This window comes from Moorena bouillonii PNG (assembly GCF_001942495.1).
Lineage (GTDB): Bacteria > Cyanobacteriota > Cyanobacteriia > Cyanobacteriales > Coleofasciculaceae > Moorena > Moorena bouillonii.
In genome coordinates this window covers 1,064,487-1,066,382 of sequence record NZ_MKZS01000001.1, presented here as the reverse complement: position 1 = coordinate 1,066,382, position 1,896 = coordinate 1,064,487, and the positions used below count along the sequence as shown (strand labels likewise).

At 39.6% G+C, this 1,896-nt stretch carries 1 protein-coding gene; it reads right to left on the bottom strand.

Annotation, left to right across the window (positions count from 1 at the left end):
- Positions 1-50: 50 nt before the first annotated feature.
- The gene (locus BJP37_RS04380; protein ID WP_075896782.1) at positions 51-1,370 is read right to left on the bottom strand and encodes an NACHT domain-containing protein; all 1,320 of its coding nucleotides are present in this window, start codon (positions 1,368-1,370) and stop codon (positions 51-53) included.
- Between the last annotated feature and the right edge of the window lie 526 nt (positions 1,371-1,896).

The following is a 1,896-nucleotide window of genomic DNA, read 5'->3' as shown; positions in this document are numbered from 1 at the left end:
AATGGTACTACCTTTACATACCAACCATTTCAGCTTGTTTCGTCACCCCTTCAGATATCGCTGTGAAGTAACACATCAGGATCCGTTGTAAGAATTTCCTGACGTATCTCAGGTATCATGGTGGCTAACCATGCAGCAGTTTCATGGAACTGAGGAACTAATTTATGCTCAGGGTCTTCATCCTTAGATAAATAGAAAAGACTCTGGAATAAGGACACAGAGACATGATGTTTCTTCAAATACCATGCTGCTAAAAACTCAGCATAGGTCTGATGAGACCACCCAATACGCTTTTCACCACGGGATGAGAACAAGCCAGTATCTAAAACCTCTTTGATAGCTGGTTCACTGATATCAAAATTCTTGCTATTAGCAACTTCCTCCCCAATGCAGAGATTTTCAATTAGAACTAGCTCATCTTTAGATCGAGCACAATCTGCATATGTTCCATTACAAACAGCAACTCGATTGGCAAAAATTGTAACAGCCGCAATCCGAGCAGCAATGATCAGGCGCTGGTTTCGATTGAAATCACCAATAGCACCTGAGTCACGACGGCTAGAATTACTTTCTTCGCATAAACAGCGACAGCCCTCACGATAAAGTTCATCAATACTCTTATTTTCGAGAGACTGATAACGAAGCCAATTGTTCAGAAGAAAGTTTAGGGTGATCGGCTTGATAGCTAGGGGCACAAGATTTTTTCTAGACACTTCTTCTAAGAAAGCGTCTGGATCAATTCCGTTAGCTTCTGCTGCTTTGACAACATCTTGACGACGAAGTGGAACTAGCTGATATATTTTTAGGGAATCTTCTCCAAAAAGTTTCTTGAGACCTGGCTCAAGGACAGATGGTAATACCGCTGTTCGACAAGCAATCCGAAGAGTTAAACGCTTAAGCTTAACATGCTCCTTATAATTTTTAATAGCATCAACTAAAATTACTGCGAGTTTGTTGATTTCTAAAAGGCATTCATCAAAACTATCTAAAAATATGTGGAGCCGATGCCTGCCCGATTGCCACCTAGTAAATTCCTCGCTTTTAAACAATTTCTGAGTTAGTTCATCTTTCGTCAAAACTGATCGAAGATCAAGTGACAGAATTTGATCGTCTGTATTGTTAAGCTCAGCAGTAACTTTCTCTTCTTCCTCCTTCATGGCTTGAGTCTTGCCGATGCCTGGTTCACCAAGGAGTATTAGGCAGGGTATTCCAGAAATTTCCCTAAAGGTTACCAACTTAGGATTGGGATTGTAATTGTAACCCTTGACCGATTGAACTTCTGGATCGGATAAGTAACCATCATAGTCTAAATAAAAGCGATCAGAGGGAGAACACCAAAATCGCTGCCAGTTATAAATCTGATTCGACATGCTGTAGGGTTTACAGAATAGACAAGCATTTTTCTAGGATAACAATAAAAAGCTCTAGCAATCCGTGTAGGAATTGTGATAGTTTTTGTTCCGTACTCCCTATTCCCTATTCCCTTTCCTATACCTTACCCAATTAAAGTCCGCTACATTATATCATCTTATTTATAAAATAGCCTTTAACTGTGCCACTTTTCAAAGTGACCTAATTTCAAAACAGCTCGAAAATATATCATGGTAGAAAATACTCTAGTGTGCAATCTCTACCATCTACATAAAAGACACACTTGTGTAATCGACACAAGACTAGACCAGGCTGCATTTAAACCAAAAACCGCATTCTACCAATAGTTTTGCTCAATAGTTTGGGAATTCTTAGAGCAATTCATAACAGTTATGCCAAAGGTATTTTCAGCAAACCACTGTAAGCTATCAGCTATCAGAGGTTGTCTGAGAAGTCTCATTTGCTACATTCAAGCCCCCTAAATCCCCCAATTTTGGGGGACTTTTAGAAGCAAATTGACTCTTG

What these genes read in the sequence shown, in the direction of transcription:
- BJP37_RS04380 (WP_075896782.1), bottom strand. Translation starts at nt 1,370, where the DNA reads ATGTCGAATCAGATTTATAACTGGCAGCGATTTTGGTGTTCTCCCTCT.